General features: G+C 36.3%; 17 protein-coding genes and 3 pseudogenes. 12 read left to right on the plus strand and 8 right to left on the minus strand.

Translation table 11 applies throughout. From position 1 onward, the window contains the following. Positions 1-26: 26 nt before the first annotated feature. A complete protein-coding gene (locus EZY12_12610; GenBank protein QSX70647.1) occupies positions 27-3,158 on the minus strand; it encodes an efflux RND transporter permease subunit in 3,132 nt (1,043 codons plus the stop codon). Positions 3,159-3,278: 120 nt separating this feature from the next. Continuing rightward, complete coding sequence (locus EZY12_12615; GenBank protein QSX70317.1) at positions 3,279-4,583, minus strand: efflux RND transporter periplasmic adaptor subunit; 1,305 nt, start codon at positions 4,581-4,583, stop codon at positions 3,279-3,281. Between the two features lie 420 nt (positions 4,584-5,003). Between EZY12_12615 and EZY12_12620 the strand changes: the two genes are divergently transcribed. From EZY12_12620 to EZY12_12635, 4 genes and pseudogenes are all read left to right on the plus strand, one after another. After that, positions 5,004-5,408: a hypothetical protein gene (locus tag EZY12_12620; protein QSX70318.1), complete on the plus strand. Its 405-nt coding sequence runs from the start codon at positions 5,004-5,006 to the stop codon at positions 5,406-5,408. A gap of 457 nt (positions 5,409-5,865) precedes the next feature. Then, a pseudogene (locus tag EZY12_12625) lies at positions 5,866-6,786 on the plus strand (hypothetical protein). Positions 6,787-7,029: 243 nt separating this feature from the next. Continuing rightward, positions 7,030-7,218: pseudogene (locus tag EZY12_12630) on the plus strand (hypothetical protein). A 186-nt stretch (positions 7,219-7,404) separates the two neighbouring features. Beyond that, positions 7,405-7,692, plus strand: a pseudogene (locus EZY12_12635) (hypothetical protein). A gap of 215 nt (positions 7,693-7,907) precedes the next feature. Here EZY12_12635 and EZY12_12640 read toward each other — a convergent pair. Next, entirely contained in the window at positions 7,908-8,504 is a 597-nt protein-coding gene (locus EZY12_12640; protein ID QSX70648.1) for a glyoxalase-like domain protein, read from the minus strand. Positions 8,505-8,829: 325 nt separating this feature from the next. Here EZY12_12640 and EZY12_12645 point away from each other — a divergent pair, with 325 nt between their 5' ends. The 3 genes from EZY12_12645 (at position 8,830) to EZY12_12655 (ending at position 12,856) form a co-directional block, all read left to right on the plus strand. Continuing rightward, positions 8,830-9,453 carry a sigma-70 family RNA polymerase sigma factor gene (locus tag EZY12_12645; GenBank protein QSX70649.1) on the plus strand — a complete coding sequence of 208 codons (624 nt, stop codon included), beginning with the start codon at positions 8,830-8,832 and terminating at the stop codon, positions 9,451-9,453. A gap of 565 nt (positions 9,454-10,018) precedes the next feature. Continuing rightward, positions 10,019-11,089, plus strand: coding sequence for a tetratricopeptide repeat protein (locus EZY12_12650; GenBank protein ID QSX70319.1), 1,071 nt, complete (start codon positions 10,019-10,021; stop codon positions 11,087-11,089). A gap of 306 nt (positions 11,090-11,395) precedes the next feature. Then, positions 11,396-12,856 (plus strand): efflux RND transporter periplasmic adaptor subunit, encoded by a 1,461-nt coding sequence (locus tag EZY12_12655; GenBank protein QSX70320.1) that lies wholly within the window; start codon positions 11,396-11,398, stop codon positions 12,854-12,856. Between the two features lie 14 nt (positions 12,857-12,870). On the opposite strand, the gene EZY12_12660 is transcribed toward EZY12_12655, so the two are convergent. After that, complete coding sequence (locus EZY12_12660) at positions 12,871-13,719, minus strand: hypothetical protein (GenBank protein ID QSX70321.1); 849 nt, start codon at positions 13,717-13,719, stop codon at positions 12,871-12,873. Between the two features lie 189 nt (positions 13,720-13,908). Between EZY12_12660 and EZY12_12665 the strand changes: the two genes are divergently transcribed. Continuing rightward, entirely contained in the window at positions 13,909-15,126 is a 1,218-nt protein-coding gene (locus EZY12_12665; GenBank protein QSX70322.1) for an ABC transporter permease, read from the plus strand. Between the two features lie 90 nt (positions 15,127-15,216). Then, complete coding sequence (locus EZY12_12670; GenBank protein ID QSX70650.1) at positions 15,217-15,921, plus strand: ABC transporter ATP-binding protein; 705 nt, start codon at positions 15,217-15,219, stop codon at positions 15,919-15,921. Between the two features lie 32 nt (positions 15,922-15,953). On the opposite strand, the gene EZY12_12675 is transcribed toward EZY12_12670, so the two are convergent. Further along, entirely contained in the window at positions 15,954-16,571 is a 618-nt protein-coding gene (locus EZY12_12675) for a hypothetical protein (protein ID QSX70323.1), read from the minus strand. 82 nt (positions 16,572-16,653) lie between these two features. On the opposite strand from EZY12_12675, the gene EZY12_12680 reads away from it, so the two are divergent. Further along, a complete protein-coding gene (locus EZY12_12680) occupies positions 16,654-16,827 on the plus strand; it encodes a hypothetical protein (GenBank protein QSX70324.1) in 174 nt (57 codons plus the stop codon). 73 nt (positions 16,828-16,900) lie between these two features. Next, positions 16,901-18,340, plus strand: coding sequence for a GTP-binding protein (locus EZY12_12685; protein QSX70325.1), 1,440 nt, complete (start codon positions 16,901-16,903; stop codon positions 18,338-18,340). A 41-nt stretch (positions 18,341-18,381) separates the two neighbouring features. Here the strand turns inward: EZY12_12685 and EZY12_12690 are convergent, their stop codons facing one another. Continuing rightward, positions 18,382-18,837, minus strand: a complete 456-nt coding sequence (locus EZY12_12690; protein ID QSX70326.1) for a DUF29 domain-containing protein — start codon at positions 18,835-18,837, stop codon at positions 18,382-18,384. A gap of 48 nt (positions 18,838-18,885) precedes the next feature. Next, complete coding sequence (locus tag EZY12_12695; GenBank protein QSX70327.1) at positions 18,886-19,701, minus strand: SirB1 family protein; 816 nt, start codon at positions 19,699-19,701, stop codon at positions 18,886-18,888. A 227-nt stretch (positions 19,702-19,928) separates the two neighbouring features. Between EZY12_12695 and EZY12_12700 the strand changes: the two genes are divergently transcribed. Further along, the gene (locus EZY12_12700; protein ID QSX70328.1) at positions 19,929-20,183 is read left to right on the plus strand and encodes a TIGR03643 family protein; all 255 of its coding nucleotides are present in this window, start codon (positions 19,929-19,931) and stop codon (positions 20,181-20,183) included. Positions 20,184-20,363: 180 nt separating this feature from the next. Here the strand turns inward: EZY12_12700 and EZY12_12705 are convergent, their stop codons facing one another. Continuing rightward, complete coding sequence (locus EZY12_12705) at positions 20,364-21,308, minus strand: hypothetical protein (GenBank protein QSX70329.1); 945 nt, start codon at positions 21,306-21,308, stop codon at positions 20,364-20,366. Between the last annotated feature and the right edge of the window lie 21 nt (positions 21,309-21,329).

Genomic DNA, 21,329 nt, shown 5'->3' on the forward strand with positions numbered 1-21,329 from the left:
GAACGAGTGAAATCCTGTTTACAGATTTATGAATGCGGATACTTATTAATAGGTTGCAAACGCTGACGAATTGTACCAACGATGATGTAGAGAATGGGGACAATAAATAAACTCAAAAAAGTCGCCACAAACATTCCCCCAAATACAGCAGTACCCAGAGATTGACGACTTGCTGCACCTGCTCCTGTGGCAGTTGCGAGGGGAAAAATCCCCAACAAAGTAGAAAAAGCCGTCATGAGAATGGGACGTAAACGACCTTGTGCTGCTTCTACTGCGGCTTTAGTAATTGATAAACCTTGCTCTTGTAATTGGTTAGCAAATTCCACAATTAAAATCGCATTTTTACTAGCTAAACCTATTAACATTACTAACCCTACTTGGCAAAATACATCATTATTTAAACCTCTTAATGATTGTGATGCTAAAGCTCCCATAATCGCTAAAGGAACTGAAAGCATAATAATTAAAGGATCAACATAATTTTCATATTGAGCAGCTAAGACCAAAAAGACGAAAAGTAATCCCAAACCAAAAATGATTGGTGCTTGTCCACCAGATTGTTTTTCCTCAGCAGTAATACCTGACCATTCATATCCCATACTTGTGGGTAATATCTTTTTAGCTAGTTGTTCCATAGCCAGGGTTGCTTGTCCAGAACTAGCACCAGGAGCAGGAGAACCGTTAATTTCAATGGAACGAAATAAGTTGTAGTGATTGATAGTTTGCGCTCCTGTTGTGGGAGTTAATTTCACTAAACTACTCAAAGGAATCATCTGATTAGTTGCAGAACGCACATTTAATAAACCGATATCATCAGGGTTAGAGCGAAACTGAGCATCTGCTTGGATATATACTCGATATGTGCGAGACAGGAAATTAAAATCATTGACATATCGTGAACCTAAGTAAGTTTGTAGGGTTTTAAAAATATCGTCAATGGCAACTTGCAGAGATTTAGCTTTATTGCGGTCAACTTCAATTAAAATTTGTGGTGTATTGGCTGTAAAAGTGCTAAATACAGCTTGCAGTCCGGGGGTTTTATTACCCTGCATCATGAACTGTCCAACCGTTTGCAGCATCGAATTTAAGCTGTTTGTTCCTGCTATATCTTGTAACTGGAATTGGAAACCACTAAAACTACCTAAACCGCGAATTGCGGGGGGATTCACTGGGAAAACTCTGGCTTCGGTAATTCCTGAAAAGCTTTTTCTTAAATTACCAATAATGGCTTGTACAGATTGATTGGGTTGTTTCCGTTCATCCCAGGATTTGAGGGTTGTAAAAATTATGCCACTGTTAGCGGTACTACCACTAAAACCAAAACCACCAATGGCAAAAGTACCTGTAACTTCGGGTAATTTGAGAATTTTGGCTTCTACTTCACTCATAACTTTACTGGTGTATTTGAGTGAAGAACCTTCTGGACCTTGGATAATGGTGATGAAATAACCTTGGTCTTCGTCGGGAAGAAATGCTGTGGGTACAGTCATATAAAGCCAAGCTGTGAAACCCAATAAACCAATAAATGCGAGAACAACTATTGCTTTAATTTTTGTCAAAAATTTTAAAGATCTTTCATATCCCCCACGCATGGCTTCTAAAAACCAGTTAATTCTCCCAAATACCCAACCAATAATCCCTTTAGGTGCGGGTCTTTGCCTTAATAACAAGGCAGAAAGAGACGGTGTGAGGGTGAGAGCCAAAAATGTGGAAATGGCAATAGAAAAGGCAATTGTCAGCGCAAATTGTTTGTAAATTTGTCCCGTTGAACCAGGGAAAAAGGCGACAGGGACAAATACTGCCATTAATACCAATGAAGTCGCAATTACAGCCCCAAATAGCTCTTGCATGGAGACTGAAGCCGCTTCACGAGGTGACATTCCTTTTTCTTGGATTAAGCGGGAGATATTTTCCACTACAATAATTGCGTCATCAACTACCATTCCCGTTGCTAGGGTTAAACCAAACATGGTTAAGGTGTTGACAGAAAATCCAAAGGCTTTGACAAAGGCAAAAGTCCCAACTAAAGATAGAGGAATGGTGATAACCGGAATTAACGTTGTGCGCCAATCTTGTAAGAAGATAAAGATGACAAGAATTACCAGAGCGATCGCTTCTAAGAGAGTTTTTACTACTTCTGCCAGAGATTCTTCTACAATGGTAGTGGTGTCAAATGCCACTTGATATTTCATCCCTGGAGGAAAGCTTTGGGACAATCGCGCCATTTCCTTTTTGACTAAATTAGCAACGTCTAAAACATTACTTCCCGGTGTCGGAAATATCCCTAACCCTACACCTTCATTACCCTTAAAGCGAAGAAATGAGCTATAGTTTTGAGCGCCTAGTTCTGCTCTTCCCACATCTTTTAACTTAATCAAACTACTGTCAGCAGCAGTTTTAATGACTAAATTATCAAATTCCTCAACTTCTGTCAGCCTACTAACTGCCCTCAAATCAATTTGATACATTTGACCATCTACGGCTGGCTGTTGTCCAATTTGCCCCGCACCTATCTGTAAATTTTGTTCATTAAGGGCATTAATTACATCACCAGTAGTTAAATTCCGACTAGCCAGTTTATTGGGGTCAAGCCATAGCCGCATTGCATAGCGGCGTTCACCAAAAATCCGCGCTTCACTGACACCTTTGATGCGTTTGAGGGAGTCTACTAAATATAAATCTGCATAATTACTTAAAAAGATATTATCTAAGGCTTTGTTGTCACTGTATAAACCCATCGCTAACAGAATGTTATTAGACTGTTTACTCACAGTCACTCCCGTTTGCTTGACACTATCTGGTAATTGGGGTTCAGCGGAGGTAACGCGATTTTGCACGTCAACAGCAGCAATATCCTTATCCTTTGAGGCATCAAATGTCACAGTAATTATGCTACTACCATCATTACTACTGCTCGAAGTCATATATTTAATGCCTTCAACACCGTTAATTTGCCGCTCTAAAATGGTTGTTACGGTACTTTCGACAATTTCCGCACTAGCGCCAACATAATTAGAACTGACAATAATCTGCGTGGGACTAATTTCTGGATACTGGGCTGTGGGTAATGTGGGAATACTGATTGCCCCGACTAGCAAAATGATAATAGCGCAGACACTAGTAAATACAGGTCGCTTAATAAAAAAGTCAACAAACATAAATTGGTAATAGGTAATAGGTAATAGGTAATAGGTAATAGGTAATAGGTAATAGGTAATTGGTAATTGGTAACTGAACAACTGACCACTAACAACTGACCACTAACAACTGACAACTGACTAATTCTCAGGAATTACTGGAAGTCCATCTCTGAGATTTTGGATTCCCGAAATAATCAGTTTTTCATCTTGTTGTAATCCTTCAATCACTTGGTAATCATTACCTCTAATATTGCCTAACTTTACTTGTTTTTGTTTAGCTATTAATTGAGAAACACCTTGAGGAGATTTTTCTGTTTTGGCGACAAATACAAAGGTTTCTCCAGCTATGCGAGATATGGCTGTAGTCGGAACTACTACCCCAGAACGTTGATTCCAAATTACTTTAGCCCGAATTATTTGATTTGCTCGTAGTAGTCCGTTGGAGTTGTTGTAAAGGGTTTTAACTAATATTGATTGAGAGTTATTTGTGATATTGGGAGAAATAAAGAATACGCTAGTATTAGCAATGATTTGACCTTGGGCGTTAATTAATTCCACTGGTAATCCTTGGCGCAATTGCGTGCCTTTTTCCAAGGGAACAGGAATTTTAACTTCTAAAGGTTGGTTTTGGGTAATAGTAGCTAATGGTGTGGAAGTATTGACAAAATCACCAACTTTAACGGGAATATCACCAACAGTTCCCGCAAAGGGAGCAGTAATTTTATAATATTGAAGTTGAACTTGTTGTTGTCTAATATTAGCATCAGCTTGTTGTAAGGATTTTTGTACCTGGGATATGGTAGCTATTTGCGCTTGAATGCGGGAATCTATCGCCCCTAGTTGGGCTTTTGCTGTAGCCAGTTTGTTGGCATATAAATCTTGAGTTTGACGCGATACAGCCCCTTGTGCGGCTAATTCAGAATAGCGATTATAATCTTGTTGGTTTAAGCGGACATCTGCAATATTTGCTAACCGTTCTGCTTGCAAAGATTTCAGGGTAGCGCGAACATTTTCTAATTGCGCTTGTGAACCTTGACCAGCAGCAGATAAACTACTAACTGCGGCTTGTTGTTGTCGAGAATCTATTTGCAGAATTGCAGTACCAGGGGTAACTGAATCTCCTGACTTGACGAATATTTGCGAAACTTGACCTTGAATTCTGGGTTGAAGATTGACTGAACGCCGAGATTCCAAACTGGCTATATATTCTGTACTATCTTCGACTGTACCTGTTTGTACTGGTGATAGTTTAACTTTAACTCCTGGAGGTGGAGCATTAGCCACTGCTGGATTTGGTTTTTCAGGAGTTAGCAATTTCCAAGCAATTCCACTCACACCCCCAATCAATAATAGTGCAGCTAATAGTAAGCGCGGCCACCGTCTTGATTTAGGGAGAGACGGAGAAATTTTTTTAACATCAGTTTGAGGCTCAGGTAATGTCATAGTTGATAATAATTTGAAGTAATAAATAGTTAAAACTCTATCTCTATCTGTAATGATGTTGATTTGGCAATTCCTCATTGAAAAGAATCGCAGTGCCAAAAATAATGTGTTAACTAATTTTAATATACAGGTTTTACAATTTTTTACAATTTATGGGAAAAATAATTATTTTCTGAATTTAGTCATAGAGAAAACATTATCTACTTTAGCTCACCTTCAATATAGAAACAGCCTGATTTGGTTGTTAGTGTCTTAAATTGCTGGATTTTTGCTGTTTTGTACTAGTAGAACTATTCTATAAATAAGTAGGGATCAATATTTTTATCTGTGGAACTTTGTAACCATAAGTAGGAAAATTATTGCAGCTACTATTTCCCCGACTAAAATTTGAATCAAGCTGTTATTAACATCAAAATCAACATGATTAATAAATTAACACAACGGTTATTGACTTTGGCTCTGATTTTTGCTATTACTTTTTTCTCCTGGGAAGTTCCTGTTGCTTGGGCAAATCACTTTTTCAGTAACTCTGGAGAAATTAGCGATAATATCAAATTATCTGAATATGATTTTACTCCCCAAGAAAATCAAGCACTGCAAGCTATTCGTCAGCGTCGAAATAAAGAAATTGCCGCAATTTTAGATGTATCTCAACGTAATTTACTGGCACATGAATTACACGATGGTAATAATATTGATCAAGCTTTAGAAGCAATAAATTTAAGTTCTGAACAACGAGAATTAGTAAGTTCTATAAACGTATTCACTAATTTAAAATTGAAGGGAATTTTTTCTCGGCATGATTTACTTGATAGTCATAGATAAGGTTAGAGATTGGCAATGATCAATTATGCCAGTTGTGGGAAATATGACTTTTCTACAACTGGTAATATTAGGTAAACTGTCTGAATCAGGATGTCCAGGATTAAAGGATGAACAGGATGAAAGCAATCAATTGTAAAGTATTTATTTATAGAATTTAGTTCTTTATTAATCGCACCTTAATTATCCAAGTAGGCGCAAATTAAATTACTTTTTGTTACAGCCAGTCTGTGTCATATAAAGCAAACATCCCACCGTTTAGGTATAGATGGCTTCCCAGATTTATAGTAATTTTTATACAAAGTTTCTTTCCGTTAATCCATATTGTAATAAAATATATGAATCAACAACATACTTCACTGGTATAATGTTTTAATACTTGTAAGCAAAATGACTTTCAACCATATCATCTGCTACACCAAAACATTTGATATAAAAATCCCATTATTAATTAAATTAAATGACCCGTCAATCTCATGACCAATTTGCCAAAGAATATTTAGAGGAATTACTAACACCTCTAGGGACAATTAAGAAAAGCGAAAAAGTCAAAAGTGAAATTCAAGAAATAGATGTATAGTTTGAACCATTTTCTCCACAACCTCAAAAAAATCTACCTTTAGGGTTATTAGGAAAAATGGCAACAACTCCCTGTTTGTTTGAGCCTTTTCGCAACCCACCATTTGAGGTAGAAATTCGTAGTTGTTTCCTGAAACTATATGCTGTTCATGGTGATGTATTAAGGAAATCTAAACGGGAAAATAGAACTATTCCTGAAGCTGAATTACCAATATTATGGATTTTAACACCAACATTTTCACCTCGGATGATCGCAGAATCAGGGGCAATTGAGCGTGAAGAAAATTGGTGTAAAGGAGTTTATTTTCTGCCAAATATTATGAAAACAGCAATAGTTGTTATTCATCAATTACCAGAAAATGAAGATACATTATGGTTGAGAGTATTAGGAAAAGGAGGAACACAAAAAAAAGCGGTAGAAGAGTTAACTCAAATACCAGAACAGAACCCTTTTAAGGAGAATTTATTGGTAATTTTAGCCGATTGGCGCAAAAACTTAGAATTGAGAGATAATTTAAGTAGAGATGAAGAGGAAGTAATTATGAACTTATCACCAGCTTATTTACAACAAATAGAAGATTGGAAGCAAGAAGGAAAGCAGGAAGGAAAGCAAGAGGGAAAACAAGAGGGACAACTTTTAATGATCACTTTTCTTCTAGAAGGGAGATTTGGTACTTTAGATTCTGAATTATCTAGTTTAGTAGAAAAGATTGCCCAAATGCCTATTTTAGAACGCACTCAGTTACTACTTTCTTTGGTGAATTTATCTCGTGAGGAATTACTAGAAAGATTGAAGAAATAACGTAAATTTAATCAAATCCCCCTTTTTAGGGGGATTTAGTGTCATCAAAAAACCTGATAATTATAACTAATTTTACTCCTGATTTCTCAACTTTGCTTATTTCTGCAATTGTTAAAAATAGTAGTCAGGCAAATAGCACATTGCCACTGCTAATAGGCATTTATGAGAAATTGAAGTTATAGTTTTGATTCAGTTGGATTGATGGTTTTTGTAGAATGATTCTTTTAAAAGAGGTGAGTGATTATGGTTAATCAACAAATAAATGACCGTCAACAGAGATTAGAGAATTTTTTACAATCTGTAGAAGCAGCCCGTCAATTAGAGCATGATATTATGAAACATGGGCTAGATGCAGCCTATTTGTATTGTGATGATGTTGAGGGTGATTGGTTAGATACTTGGGGAGATGATAATGATGAACCAACTTATATCCTATCTTCCGCACCCTCAACTGTCACAATCGGTTTTTACTGTTTTTTATGATGAAATGAGGATGTATTGTATACCGAATCTCGATGAATTAACGGATACATGATGCCGACAAGGCATAATTTGTATCCAAAAATCAAGAGAAAATCAAGTGATAATACTATGTGACACCCCAGGGTGCGGAATGTGGGTTATATTGAAAAAATGACAACTTTCTTAGAAAGTGATGATGCAGTTGCGGTAAAGGTGCGGGAAAAGTTACAGAATAAATCTGTTTCAGAAATTATAGAAGGCTTAGAATATTGTTTGAGTCAATTAACAGAGAATAAGAGAATTTTTGCTGCTAAGGATTTGTTATTTGGTGGTGTTGCAGTTGCAGGAAGTAATCGTAGTTCTAGTGATACTAATATTGATGAGATTGAGTTGTTAGATTTAGCGGAAGATTTGTTAGAGAAGTTGACGAAGATTTTGGGGTAATTATTATTTAAGGGTGCTGGAATAAATATGGCTAAGGGATTTGGTATTAAACAGAAAAAATGCCACGGGTTACGATAAAACTCTCTTCTTCCCTTCTTCCTTCGTGTCCTTCGCTCCTTCGTGGTTAATTAAATCAAAAATTTAGGGTGCGTCAGGAAAAACCCCAACGCACCCTAATAACTAATGACTGGGCGCAGGCCCTGCGCCCCTACTGACTAATTAGCAACTTCAGCCATTTCAATTACCCTGCCGTCATAATCCTTAACTAAAAAATTCAAAGGCTTTTGGTTGCGAATTTTGAACTTCAAACCTCGCAATTCTACCCGCATTAAAATTAATTCTAGACAATCATGATCAAAACAAACATGACGATGTTGATCTTTTTTGCCTAAACTTGCACCTGTAATGATATGTAATTGTGTATTTTTCTTGAGTTGATACCACAGCCCGTCATTAGCATTATTCATAGTGCTGTTAGACCAACTCGGACTAGCGGACATATAAAGCGGGTCAATACCTGTTGCACCAATGGTTTGCTCGTAGTTGTAATAGTAGTGCAAAGGTACTTCAGCTACTGGTAAATCTAGCAATCCTGCATATAACTGTCGGGCAACTTCTAAATCCGATACCATAACAGTATAAACTTTAGGTGCGCTACTCAGGAACATCCACATAGCACCAGCGTAAGCTGCCAGCAACATAATCATAATCCCCTGGGTGGAGAACAGACTATCCAAGGGCAGGGAAGGCAAGAAAGAGCCTAAAGTAAGTGGACTCAGCAGGGACATTATGGAACTAGTTTCTATAACCATGAACACAGAGGATAAAAATAAAGGAACTGCTTTTATATTGTCAGTTAAGACTAACATTAAGTCCTTGCTTCTAGTTTATCAATAGTCTAGTAGTCTGAACATTTACAAACTAACTGACTTCTGGATATTATTTAGCCATAGCATTAACCATTCCCTAGTATATTTTAACAACTATCTAAGTAGGTGAACCGAAAAAATTTAAATGTATGTGAAGAAAAGTAAAATCGCCCAAAACTCTCTTCCTCTTCCCTGTTCCCTGTTCCCTGTTCCCTGTTCCCTTGCCCCAACGACAATTTTTAACGCCAACCTACTTAGTCCAGAGATTGTGCAAATTCCCCATTTTCCCGAAGCTAATCACCCATTGGTGAAGTCGCTATTTCATCATAGTGATCAAGAACTACTGAGTTTATTTCAGCAATATCCAGATTATGGCAAATATTTTACGGTGATTTTTTGCCGTTATAGCCCTATAGTCTACACCTTAATTCGACATTCTGCGCGATCGCCTGTACAAGCTGATTATTTATTTGCCCTCATTTGGCGAAATATCTATTATGAATTAGGTGGACTGGATTTAAACCAAGCAACCACAGAGACAGAATCCTTAACCCTACAAAACTGGTTAATTAACATCACTGCATTTCATATTAACGAGATTAAACTACCACCCACAGAAGCCATTCATTATGCCCTCAAGGATACATCACCACCACTCTGGTGCTATGTAGAACAAGCGTTAGATCAATTACCACCAATATCACGGTTAATCGTCTTAATGGCGCAAACTTTCCATTGGAGTGAAACCAGAATTGCTGCGTATTTACAAGCTGAAGGAGAACAAATTTCCCCGGCTGAAGTCGCCAGTTCTCTTCAAGAAGGTTATGAGATGCTAGAAGATAAATTACCTGCGGATATTCGAGCTATTTACTTAGGCGAAGAGGGGATTTAGTTATAACTTCAACTATAATAATTACCATAGCTCATCTACGGCACAGAACCAAGGATTAAATCCTGATTCTGCTTACTCCCATAAAATTGGTATTATACCATTTATTTACAGCCGGAATTGCACGGTTATATCTTGTCAGTAACTCAGCCCTAAAGGGACTGAGCTTGTAAGAAATTGCAAGCTGTACTGACCAGTCTAAGTCTTAACTGACTACGTTTTTTGAGTCACGACACCCACCGAATGCGAAGCTAGTTCCCTGCCCTGTCGCTTGTGATTAAACAGTTTCAAAGTCACTGAAACAGTGTTGCAAGCCTAACAAGCTCTTAAAACATTGACGAAGCTAACATTACCCCAGAAATGGGAGGCTCTTTGGAGCAAAACATTATGCGTACAGAGTTGGAAAATTTGAATCGGTAATTGTCCCGCTGAAAGTACATCACAAAAGTACCCCGAATTTCCCAACTCCAAGGCGGTAATGAAAAAATATTCAAGGCGGTTAAAACCGCACGAGTCGTTTCCCTCTCAGCCCTAAAGGGACTGAGTTTCCCACTTACCGGGTATTCTTATGAAACAGCGGCATTTGTTATCAGGAAATCCGATTAATCTAGCCAATTTCCCAAAATTGCCAGTTTTGACTTTTTATATGGTACTATTCACCTGTTTATTGACTACTACAGGTGTAAAAGCAATTGATATTACCCAACAAATTCACCGTCCTTTAAATAGTTCTGCTGGTAAATCATCACGAGATGTAGCGGATAGATTACTCAGAAAAGGTAGACAGCAATTATCCCAAGGGTTTCCCGAAAAAACTCTAAAATTATCTTTAGCGGCCTTAGAAATTTATCACTCATTGGGTGATTTAAAAGCCCAAGGTTCAGCTTATGATTTACTAGCTAATACCTATCTGAAATTACGTGATACCAAAAACGCTGAAGATGCTATCCGGCGACAGTTAGCAATTGCCCGCGATAATCAAGATTTTCAAAATCAGATTTTTGCCCTAAATAATCTAGCTACCTTATTTCTAGAAAAAGGTGAAAATATTGCCGCCGAAGAAACTCTGGAAGATGCTTTAGTAGTTGCCCGGAATATTATTAACATTGAGGGACAGGGGTTATCTTTAAGTAATTTAAGCTTGGTTGCTATGAGAACAGGTGATTATAATAAAGCCGTCAAAATTGGTGAATATGCCTTGACTTTTCGCCGCCAAATTGATGATGCTATTGGTGAGGCTAATACCCTAAATAATCTTGGTGATGCTTATTTAGCTATCGGTGATTATGAAAATACTATTGGTAGTTATGGTTCGGCAATGAAGTTAGCTAAAAGAAGTTTTGAGCGTCCTAATCAATTACGAGCAATTGATGGTTTAGTCACAGCTAATACTGCATTAGGGCGTTATGATCTAGCTTTGGAACTATTGAAAAACCGGGTAATACTTACAGATTCTATTAAAAATCCCGCAGAAGATTTAAAATATTTAGTCGTCTCTGGAGATATTTATGAAAAAATGGGTAACTTTAACAAAGCCAAGGATTTCTATAAACAAGCTATTTCCTTGGCACAGAAATTAGAAGATAGTAAGCAACAAAGTTTATTAGTTTATAAAATTAATGAATTAAAAGGACGTTAATAATCAATCAAATCAAGATCCCCGACTTCTTCAATAAATACATCTAGCAGGTTTTGGTGGGCAATGCCCACCCTACAATACTTAAAATTTACAAATATCATTGATGATTCCTATCGTAAAAATAGGAAATAAGTCATGATCACGAATTAAAGAAGAATATGCTAATATATCTAAGAGGGTGATGGAAATTCAGAAAAGTTGAAAATTCACCCAATTGGGTGATGAATTAGATAAATCGCATGATTATCATATAAATCTGAACCATAAAATATTCTTGCTAACTGCTATTCCTAACCTTTTTCAATCATGATTTTTTACATAGAAATTCCCTTTATTGGCAAAAAAGTTAAATATCCATGGCGTTGGTTAATGGGTTTAATAGCCAGTGGTGTCTTAATTGTGGGAACAACAGCCACGATTAAAAGCATACAGCAAAAAAATCGTCCCATAGATGTTACTAAATTAACTATTCCTGTAGAAACAAAAAGCGTAACTGTCCGCATTACTGCTAGTGGGAAAGTCCAACCAGTTCAAAGTGTCAATATTAGTCCTAAAAGTCCAGGATTATTGGCAGCTTTAAATGTTGAACAGGGGGATACTGTCAAAAAAGGACAAATTATTGCTCGTATGGATAATTCGGAAATTAAAATGCGAATTATCCAATACAAAGCTAATTTAGAACAAGCAAAAGCACAATTAGCAGAAAGTCAAGCCGGAAGTCGTCCCGAAGAAATTGCCCAAGGAAAAGCCCGTGTAGACCAAGCACAGGCACAATTAGCGATTACCCGTGATGGCAATCGTTTGCAAGAAATTCAACAAGCACAGGCTCAAGTAGACTCAGCAAAAGCTTCTGTAGAACTAACTCAAGCTAGGGTGAAACGTTATCAAGATTTGGCTAAAAATGGAGCTATTTCTCAAGATAGTTTAGAACAATATATCAGTGAAAATAGTAAGGCCAAGGCTAATTTAGAAGAAGCTCAACGGCGATTATCTTTACTGAAAGTAGGCAACCGCAACCAAGATATTCAAAAGCAAGAAGCAATAGTTAATCAGGAAAAAGAAGGATTACGAAAATTAGAAAATGGTAATCGTCCCCAAGAAATTGCTAGATTCAAAGCAGCGGTAGCTAGTGCAGAAGCTCAGGTAAAACAACAACAAGTCCAATTAGAAGATACAATTCTCCGCGCTCCTTTTTCAGGTATTGTTACTCAGAGATATGCCACTGTGGGGGCTTATGTGAGTCCGGCAATTTCCGCTTCCAGTGATGCTTCAGCTACCTCAACTTCCATAGTTGCTTTAGCAAAAGGTTTAGAAATTATAGCTAAAGTTCCTGAAGTTGATATTCCTCAAATTAAACTGGGACAAAAAGTAGAAATTTTGATTGATGCCTATCCTGAAGAAATTTTTCAAGGACAGGTACGTTTGATTGCTCCCGAAGCAGTAGTTGAGCAAAATGTGACATCCTTTCAAGTGCGCGTGGCCATTAATACGGGAGCAGGTAAACTGCGTTCAGGGATGAATGTCAGTGAAGTTACATTTATTGGCAATAAAATCGAAAATGCGCTATTAATACCTCAAGAGTTAATTGTTACCCAAAAAGGGAAAACTGGAGTTTGGTTACTGGGTGAAAAAAATAAACCTCAATTTCGGATTGTCACAATTGGAGCTAATATTGATAACCAAATTCAGGTTTTAGATGGTCTTAAAGCTGGAGAAAGGGTGTTTATTGATCTCCCTAAAGAGAAGGGAGGTAAGCCAGAAAAATAGTTAGAGGTAGTTAACTAAATAGATTCTCTCAATGCTTGTGCTAATTCTGCTGAAAGTTGTAAAATGTTAGCCCATTGTTGAAGATAAATAAAATCAAGTGCTGATTGTTGAAGTTTTAATATACCTAAAATGTCACGCCATTGTTGAGAAGATTGTTTTTGCGTCATCCGATACCAGATAAGTTTTTGTAAAATTGTATCTTCTGGAGTGTAAAAGTTGAGAGTTCGTCCCATTTCATCAACGGAAATCTGTTTTCTTCTAGCAAATTTAGATTGCTCAAAAGGATCTGGAGTGAGGATAAAAATATCAATTTTCCAACCAGTTTGATTATCAATTAGATTAAATGAATAACCTGATCTTATAGCTTCTCGAATAGCAATTTCACTAATATAAAATCTAGGAGAAAAAGCATTAATTAATAATTCAATTTGACTCTCTTGAATATCAGCGACTAAATCAATATCTTGGGTATAACGCATTTCTCCCCAAATGCCACTGGCAACAGAACCACCCACAAGATAAGGAATATCTAAAGATTCTAAAATTTCAGCAACAATTAAGGCTTCTTCAATCGCTCCAGTCATTTTTATTTCTCCTTGTATCTCTAGGTAATCAATCAAATTATGATCTAATACTTTTTTTAGAAAGTAACGAATTTGTTGGGTTTTATTTTGGGTTGCCAAAGTGGTTTTAGCAATGTACCAAGCTGTAGAACGTGCGCTACGGGTGTTATAATTAATATGAGTAGCTCGTTGTTCAGTATTCCATGATCTCCAAATGGCAAATAAAGCAAGTTCAGAGGCAATTGCAGTATCGGAGGATTGAGTTTTATAATTGTTAGATATTTTAATTATGGAAGTCATAAATTTACTGTAAATGATTAGGTAAACTCTATTGTGTGTATTTTATAAAATAAGCTGTTTTTATTTTGGCAGAATTTAGGTGCTTTTGACAACAAAAATAGAATATTGTACAATTATTCTTTACCAGATAATCTTAATTAAATAAACCACATATATTAGCAAAGAATAAATCTCACATTTGACAAAAATATGGACATCTTAGAAAGCGTGAAAATGGCGACTACTACTTTATTAGCTAATAAGCTCAGAAGTAGTTTGACTATGTTAGGAATTATTATTGGTAATGCTTCAGTAATTGCCATGATTGGGATTGGGGAAGGTGCAAAAACATTAGCAACTAAGCAATTTGAATCATTGGGACCAAATACCTTATTTATTATTCCTGGTAGTCCAGAAGGTCGGGGAAGAGTGACATCAATACCCAGAACTTTGGTTTTACAAGATGCAAAGGCTATAGCGAAACAAGTTCGTGCAGTTAAAGAAGTTGCTCCAGAAATTAATAATAGAACCACAATCAACTACCGGAATAGAAATGCAACTACTACAGTTATTGGTACTACCGCTAGTTACCCAATACTTCGGACTTTAGAAATTAAGAACGGACGGTTTTTTAATGACTTCGATATTAAACGTAGTAAAACAGTAGCCGTATTAGGTCCAGACTTAGCCAACAAATTATTTGACAATCAAAATCCTGTTGGTCAGAAAATACGAATTCAAAATACTACTTTTCAAGTAATTGGCTTAACAGTAGCTAAAGGTTCTTCCTTTGGAAATAATAATGATGATACCGCATATATTCCTATTAATACAATGTTTAGTCGGTTGGTAGGGAGAACATCCCCCTTTGGTATTAATGTTTCTTTAATTTCTGTATCCGCTAAAGATGAAAATAGTATCTCAGCAGCAGAATTTCAAATGACAAACTTACTCCGTCGCAGACACAAAATTGTCCGTGAAGATGATTTCACTATTCGAACCCAAAAGAACCTCTTAGAAATCACTAATACAATTACCGGAGCATTAACAATTATGTTGGCAGCAATAGCCAGTATTTCCTTATTTGTGGGTGGGATTGGGATTATGAATATTATGCTAGTTTCTGTCACCGAACGTACTCAAGAAATTGGACTGCGTAAAGCTATTGGTGCAACTCAAGAAGATATTCTTTTGCAATTCATGATTGAAGCCGTGATATTATCAATAGCTGGTGGTGTAATCGGCATTGCTTTAGGCGGTGGCAGCATTCTTTTAGTTGGGATATTTAGCCCTTTACAAGCTACCATTTCACCAAGTGCAGTTATATTAGCTGCTAGTGTTTCTGGTGGGATTGGTTTATTTTTCGGTGTAGTTCCTGCCCGTCGTGCCGCTCAACTTGACCCAATGGTGGCACTAAGAACAGCGTAATTTTTAATTAAAAAAGGAGGATAAATATTTATGTCCAATACTTTGACTTTTAATGATACGAATATTCCCCAGGCTGCACCAGAACCAGTAATTATTCGTTTAGAGGATATTTCTAAACTTTATGGCATTGGAGAAATAGAAGTTAAAGCCCTTAATAATGTTAATTTGGTCATCGAAAAGGGTGAATATTGTGCGATAATGGGGCCTTCTGGTTCGGGAAAATCTACAGCCATGAATATTATCGGTTGTTTAGATCGTCCTAGTACCGGAGATTATTATTTAGATAATTTGAATGTTGCTCAAATGAGTGATACAGAATTGGCGCATATTCGCAATAAAAAACTAGGGTTTGTATTCCAGCAATTCCATTTATTAAATCAGTTAACAGCCCTAGAAAACGTCATGTTACCAATGGTGTATGCTAGTGTTAAACCTGGGGAAAGAAAAGAACGCGCTACAGCCGCATTAATCAAAGTCGGTTTAGAAAAACGCCTCAATAACAAACCTACCCAATTATCAGGGGGACAACAACAAAGAGTAGCGATCGCTCGCGCCATTGTCAATAACCCCGTTGTCCTGCTCGCAGACGAACCCACCGGCGCACTTGACTCTCATACTACCCAAGAAGTATTAGACTTGTTTCATGAACTTAATAGCAGTGGTATCACCGTGGTAATAGTTACCCATGAATCAGAGGTTGCGCGTCAAACCAAGCGCATTGTGTGGTTTCGTGATGGTGAAGTTGTTCATTCTCATCTTACTCCTAATGAATTACATCAAGTTGTCATATCCTAGTCAATTAAAACCTAAAAATTAAAACATATTTTCTAATCTTCCATTTGCAGAATACCAACCAATATATGACCAATTTCTTCAATATCATCAGGTATTCTTAAAAGTGTCATATCTTGGGTAATTTGTTTTTGTTGACGGTCTAATTTACCAAAACGCCAAATTTCTCCAGTAGTTACAGCACCATAAAATATAGATTTATTTTCTTCAATTTCCGATAAAGCAATTAATTCCACAGCAAGCTGAGTAAATCCCCTAGATAAATCATCATTTTTAGCCTCAATTACTAATAAACTTTGCTGAGAACGTAACAAATAATCTAGATTTCCTTTTAGCCAATTATTCACATTAACTGCGTATTCAATTTTCATCTGACATTGACAATAAGTAATAATCTCTAATAAAAGAGGTGAAACTAAAGTTTCTCGTCTAGCAGTCTCATTATTTAAGCTAACTAATGGTAAAAAAGAGATAATTTTATGTTTGAGTTCGGCAATTTTTTCTAAAGTATGAGAAGTTTTGGGTAAATCAACTGCTTTTTTAACAAATGAGTAGCCTAATTCAGCTAAAATTTCCTCTATATCGTAAGGTAATTCAAAATAAGAGCGAAAGGTGTAAGATTGTTCCTCTTGGAGTATTTTTTTCTTAGTCATAAGATATATAAGACCTCTAATTTTCAAAATATACTATTGGTGGGCATTGCCCACCCTACTTAAAATTTTTCAAATATCATTTATGATTCCTATATTGTTTACTTCATACTACCCAGAAATTTTCATAGATCATTTAGTATTATTATATAGTTGGGTGGGCATTGCCCACCAAAACCCGGATATTGTGGGCATTGCCCACCCTACAATACTTAGATATTGTATGGCTACGCCACGCAAGCTATCAGAAATAATTTAGGATTCCTATAGATCATTTAGTATTATTATATATTATTTCAACTTCATTCTTCCATCTTTCCCATTTCCCCAAAATGAATACTATCCCTGAACCTATCCCCAACTGGGAAGAAGAACTAGATAACGCCATTTTTACCTTTGATGATATTCAAGCCGAACTTAACTATAAACAAGCTAAAACTGCACTACGAAACTTAGTTAATAATATTGATCTTTCCTCTGCGGAAAAATCAGGTTTAGAAGCAGAAATTCACGATTTAGAAACCATGCTAGATAAACTAGAAAGCATGGTAGTCCAAATTGCTGCTTTTGGCATGGTAGGACGTGGTAAATCGTCTCTTCTGAATGCTTTAGTCGGTCAAGAAGTCTTTATTACCGGACCATTACATGGTGTGACTCGTGATGCTCAAACCGTCAATTGGAGTATTAGCGAAGAAGCTTTAGGAACTTTCAAAGCCACATTACCCAGCAATGGCCAATCCCAGGTCGAATTAATTGATACTCCTGGATTAGATGAAGTAGACGGTGAAACTCGCGCAGCTTTAGCTGAACAAATTGCCAAACAAGCAGATTTAATTCTTTTTGTAATTTCAGGAGATATGACCAAACTTGAACAAGTAGCTTTATCACAATTACGAGAAATTGGGAAACCGATAATTTTAGTATTTAATAAAGTTGATCAATATCCTGAAACTGACAGAATCACAATTTATGAAAAAATTCGAGATGATAGAGTGAGGGAATTACTTTCACAAGATGAAATTGTCATGGCTTCCGCTTCACCATTGGTCAAAATTGCCGTACAAAATTCTGATGGTTCTAGAAATATAAAATTGCAAAAAGGCAAATCTCAAGTTGAAGAATTGAAATTGAAAATTATAGAAATTCTCCACCGTGAAGGTAAAGCTTTAGTGGCTTTAAATAGTATGCTTTATGCTGATAATGTCAATCAGCAATTGGTACAGCGTAAATTAATCATTAGAGAAGAAAATGCTAATCAATTAATTTGGAAAGCAGTCATGACTAAAGCATTAGCGATCGCCCTCAATCCTGTTACAGTAGTTGATATATTAAGCGCTGTCATTATTGATATTTCCTTAATTTTAGGTTTATCTAAACTTTACGGTATTCCCATGACAGAAGCAGGTGCTGTTAAATTACTCCAAAAAATCGCCCTGAGTATGGGTGGTATTGGTGCTAGTGAACTATTAGCAAATTTGGGTTTAAGTGGCTTAAAAACCTTACTGGGTATCTCTGCAACCGCAACCGCCGGCATGACAATTGCCCCCTATTTATCCATAGCCATAACTCAAGCAGGAGTAGCTGGTGTATCTTCTTATGGAATTGGACAAGTTACTAAAGCTTATTTAGCAAATGGTGCCACTTGGGGACCAGATGGACCAAAAGCAGTAGTTAGTCAAATTCTATCAACTTTAAATGAGACTTCTATTTTGAATCGGATTAAAGATGAATTGCTGATTAAAGTTAAACTCAGAAAAAAATATGAAGTCTGATCAAATTTTTATAACGCACCATCTTAATCTATAATGTAGACTTAGGGAATGAAATCTGCATTGAGAACCTGAATTAAAGAGAAAGATGGCTCTTTGGGGAATAAAGTCGAGGGGAGTTGATATTTATTTATTGTATCATTTCTAGCATCTGTATAACAATCTAAAAATACATCATTTAAAATCCCTTTTAAACTAGGACTATCTGCTAGAGTATAGGCTATTTGTCGTCTTTGTTCAACAACAGTATTCCGCCAGCCTCTAGCATTATAATCTTTTTCCTGGGTCCAATATTGTAGTTTTAATAAGTGTTCAATTAAGACAACAAGGCGAGTTTTTAATTCTTTCTTTTCAGTCCTGCCCATACTATCAATTTCTTCAATCAAATTCTCAATATCTAATTGTTCTAATTTTCCTTCTCTCAAAACTGTAAGTGTAGTTTGTATCCATAGGTAAAAATCTTGCTCATATAATGTTTTATTAGTATCAATGGTCAGCATAACAAATTCTCCTGACTCGATAGACTGTTAAGGAAATTATACAACTAACTAATTCAACTTAGCAAGTAATTGACGAATTACATCTCCATCTCTAGCATCAGGAACTTTAATTAAATAAATTTGTAAATCTTCCGCAGCTTGAGAAAACTGTCCTAATTGATAATATAATAAACCTCTATCTCTTAATTCCGAACTTGTTCCAGGAAACAATAGTAAAATCCGTTCTACTATTCCCAAACTTCTTTCCAAATCTTGTTTCTGAAGATAAATATATTTTAAATTTGTCAATATCCTTGCCAAAAATTGCCGATTACTCACAACGGCTAAAAATTCAGGTTTTAGCATCACTGATTGGTGATAAATTTGTGAAAGTCTTTCTTGGCAGTCTTGAGTAAACATCACCTCACCACCATTAAAAGCATCCACAAAAATTCCGATATCTTCCACATCTGGACGAATCAGGAAATGTCCCGGCATTCCTACACCAACCATGGGAAAATCAATCCTTTTTGCTATCTCCATATAAACTAATGCCAAAGTAATAGGAATACCCGTTTTTCTTTCAATGACATCATTAAACAAACTATTGCGGGGATCATAATAATCAATTTTATTGCCATCAAAACCCAATTCTTCGTATAAATACTGATTAATACTTTGAATAATCCGCAGGGGATAGCGAGAAGAGGGCAAACGTTCCTCTAACTCCATTGCCATTGTATCAAGAGCATTTAAATATTCTTCAGTGTCAATATCTGGATATTCTTCCTGGGCAATATACAAAGCTGCCTTTGCGAGATTGATATCCTCGTCAGGTTGTTGAATCTCTTGGTAAAAATACTGTCGTGCTGACGAGAAAGTCATAAGTAATAAAGATGAAGCGACTGGAGGAGAGTACAGAGTTTTTTGTACCTACTCTTATTTTAGAGCATTCTGGCGATTTATTTCTCGTCTTCTCGTTCCCAGTCTCCAGACTGGGAATGCTATCTTAGAAGTTCTACCTCCTTAGAGAAAACAAGAGAAAAGAGAGTTGTGATAGTATAATCAATATAGATTTATAATTGTGACATTCTTATTCAAATTCTTAAAGTATGAAACTACCTGACTTAGATACTGAAACCATAGATCGGATCATCGAAATGGCCTGGGAAGATAGAACACCATTTGATGTCATAGAAAAACAGTTTGGACTTTTAGAAAAACAAGTAATTGCTCTCATGAGAAGAGAAATGAAATCATCCAGTTTCCAAATGTGGAGAGAAAGAGTTACCAAACGCAAAACTAAACATTTAGAAAAACGCGAATTTATTGCAGGTAGATTCAAATCTCAAAATCAAAAAACTTAAATTCGTATAAAATAATCTCCCTGAAAAGGCATTTTTACTAATCCTTCCCAGGTTGACATAGAAGATAGGAATAGTTCATCTTTCTTTTGAGTGATTGTCAAAAGATTACTAAAATCACAGGTAAGGGTTTAGCACTGCTAAATCCCTAACTGATCATTATTGATTTTTATTTTGCAAAATTCACACAAATCTAGCTAATAATTCTTCACGAGATAACTGTAAAAGCAAAGGAGTAAATTCTTCTCTACTCATAGCAATCAGAGGGTTAATAATTGTTGCTAACTGTGGATCAACTTCCCCAAAACGTACTTGTAAAATACTTTCAATCATACCCCTTCTTTCTCTTTCTACACCTTCTTGTCGTCCTTCTTGTCGTCCTTCTTGTCGTCCTTCTTGAAGTCCTTGTTTCTTAAGTTCTTCCAATTGTTGCTGATATATTTCCGATAATTTCATAATTAACTCCTGATCATCCTTATCAATATTTTGTTCTTGACGCTGACGAGCCGATAACACAGCAATTAGGTTCTGTACTAATTGTATAATATCCCCAAGGAACGGACTATTATTCGCTAGTGCTTCTAATTCTTCTACTGCTTGTCTTTGTACTTTTCCTCTGCCTAATATCCGCAAAAACAGGGTTTGGGGTGTGCTGGGTAGCTGATGAATAACCACAAGTACAGTTTTAAATCCTTTTGGAAAAAAATAAATTCCTTGTCCCCAGTTTTCTTCATCCAGATTACCATTAAAGCTTTCTAAAATTTCTACTGATGCTGTAGGAGTAAAAATCCACAATTGGAATAATTTGGTTTCGTTGATTCGCGTATCATTGCGTTTAGCCTGCCGTTCTAGTTGTGCATGAGTGTCAAATAATTTACCTATACAACTGCGAATTTCACTTTTGCTGACTGGGTTACGGAATGGTTCAAATATGGCAGAAATTTCCGCCATTTTCCCTAATAAACCTAGTATTTCTAGGCTTTGTGTGGGTTGGGGTGAAGGTATAAATAATACGTCAATTTGTCTGACTTCGGCGGTAATATCTTTACTTGTTTCTACTTGTCCATAAGGTGTTAATAGTTCTGTGAGATACTGTTTGGCAAATTGATCATGTATAAAACGAGTCATTTATAGGGTGCTTGAATAATA

It is taken from the genome of Dolichospermum sp. DET69, assembly GCA_017355425.1.
GTDB lineage: Bacteria > Cyanobacteriota > Cyanobacteriia > Cyanobacteriales > Nostocaceae > Dolichospermum.